Raw genomic sequence first — 2245 nt, 5'->3', positions numbered from 1 at the left:
TGTGGATCGGCGTGCAAAAGGGACCCCGTTAGCGGGGTGATCGGCGTCTAAAAGGGACCCCTCATTTCGATGGTTTAAGCAGCTTCCTGGATTTTCAGGCGGCGAGATCGGGATGTTGGTTTTGGAGACAGTTTTACGGATCCGGCGTGAGTATGCCGGAGGCAAGGCGATCAAGGCGATCGCGCGGGACCTGCATGTGTCGCGGAAGGTCATCCGCAAAGCGGTCCGAGCGCCGGAGGGCGCCTTTGATTATCAGCGCAAGGTTCAGCCGCTGCCCAGGATCGGTCCGTTTCAGGATCGCCTCAACACGCTGCTGGAAGAGAACGAGCTGCGCGGCAGGCGTGACCGGCTGCGGATGACGCGGATCCATGATCTGTTGGTGCGCGAAGGCTTTGAGGGATCCTACGATGCCGTGCGGCGCTACGCGGCGCGATGGAAGTTGGAACGGCGCAAAGATGCCGGCGATGGTGTCACGGCCTTCATCCCGCTGATGTTCAGGCCAGGCGAGGCCTACCAGTTCGACTGGAGCCATGAAGATGTTGAGATCGCCGGGGCACCGATGCGGGTGAAGGTCGCGCATATGCGACTGTGTGCCTCACGCGCGGTCTATGTCCGGGCTTATCCTCGTGAGAGCCAGGAGATGCTGTTCGACGCGCATGCGCGGGGCTTTGATTTCTTCGGCGGCGTGCCAGGGCGCGGCATCTACGATAATATGAAGACGGCTGTGACGAGCGTGTTCACCGGCAAGGAACGCGTCTTCAACCGGCGGTTCCTGATCATGACCGACCATTATATGGTCGAGCCCACGGCCTGCTCGCCTGCGGCGGGATGGGAGAAGGGTCAGGTCGAGAACCAGGTGCAGACGATCCGGGGTCGCTTCTTCCAGCCCCGGTTGCGGTTCGCCAGTCTCGAAGAGCTCAATGGCTGGCTGGAGGCCGAGTGTCGGCGCTGGGCGGAACGGCAGCCCCATCCCGAACAGGGAGAGCTGACCGTGGCGCAGATGCTGGAGATCGAACGATCTGCGCTGCAGCCGATGCTGGGACCGTTCGACGGCTTCAATGAGAGCGAGCATGCCGTGACCGGCACCTGCCTGATCAGCTTCGACCGCAACCGCTACTCGGTGCTCTCGACGGTGGCACGACGCACGGTGCAGGTCCGCGCCTATGCCGATCGCATCGTCGTTCGCTGCGGCGAAGAGGTTGTCGCTGAACATCCTCGCTACTTTGGGCGCAACCGCACGATCTATGACCCCTGGCATTATCTGCCAGTGCTGGCCCGCAAGCCTGGCGCGCTGCGGAACGGTGCCCCCTTCCAGGACTGGGATCTGCCACCGGCGCTTGCCCGCCTGCGCCGCAAGCTGGGTAATGGCGACGATGCCGATCGCCGGTTCGTCCGTGTGTTGTCGGCCGTACTGACCGATGGCCTGGAGCCTGTCGAAGCCGCTGTGCGTGAGGCACTGGCGACGGGCACGGCAAGCGACGACCTGATCCTCAACATCCTGGCACGACGCCGGGAACCCCCGCGTCCGCTGACGATCATCACCTCCGAGGATAGCGCTTTGCGCCATCCCCCGATCGCCGACTGTGCCCGTTACGACCAGTTGAGGACCTTCGATGCAGCGGCATGACATGATCGAGGCCATGCGCGGGCTTGGCCTCAAGGGCATGGCAGGCGCGTTCGACGATGCCGTCACCACCGGCATTCAGCGCCAGCGCACCACCATGGAGATACTGACCGATCTTCTGAGGGTGGAGGCGACGCATCGTCATGCCGCGTCGATCCGATACCGGATGGCCGCTGCCAGGCTGCCCGTCGTGAAGGACATCGACGCCTTCCGGTTCGAGGGTACCCCAATCAACGAGGGGCTGGTGCGTTCATTGCACAGCGGCACGTTCCTGCCCGCACGGCGCAATATCGTCCTGGTCGGCGGCACAGGCACAGGAAAGACCCATCTGGCCATCGCCATCACCGCCAATGTTGTGCGCTCCGGCGCCCGGGGCCGCTACTTCAACACGGTCGATCTGGTGACCCGCCTCGAAGAGGAGGCCAGGATCGGCAAGAGTGGCGCTCTCGCCGCCCAGCTATCCCGTCTCGATCTGATCGTACTCGACGAACTGGGCTATCTGCCGTTCGCCCGATCGGGCGGCCAGTTGCTGTTCCACCTGATCAGCAAACTCTATGAGCAGACCAGTGTCATCATCACCACCAACCTCGCCTTTGGCGAGTGGCCCACCGTGTTCGGCGA

General features: G+C 63.3%; 2 protein-coding genes. Both read left to right on the top strand.

Annotated features, from left to right (window positions below):
• Positions 1-112: 112 nt before the first annotated feature.
• The gene (gene istA, locus IL54_RS19210; protein ID WP_037474355.1) at positions 113-1627 is read left to right on the top strand and encodes an IS21 family transposase; all 1515 of its coding nucleotides are present in this window, start codon (positions 113-115) and stop codon (positions 1625-1627) included.
• The coding region (gene istB, locus IL54_RS19205) for an IS21-like element helper ATPase IstB (RefSeq protein WP_037479627.1) at positions 1614-2245 on the top strand (632 nt) is incomplete at its 3' end. The genes istA and istB, both read left to right, overlap by 14 nt.

Source organism: Sphingobium sp. ba1, from assembly GCF_000743655.1.
In the GTDB taxonomy this organism is placed as follows: Bacteria; Pseudomonadota; Alphaproteobacteria; order Sphingomonadales; family Sphingomonadaceae; genus Sphingobium.
The sequence above is the reverse complement of the archived record's forward strand: the minus strand, read 5'-3'. Positions and strand labels throughout refer to the sequence as shown.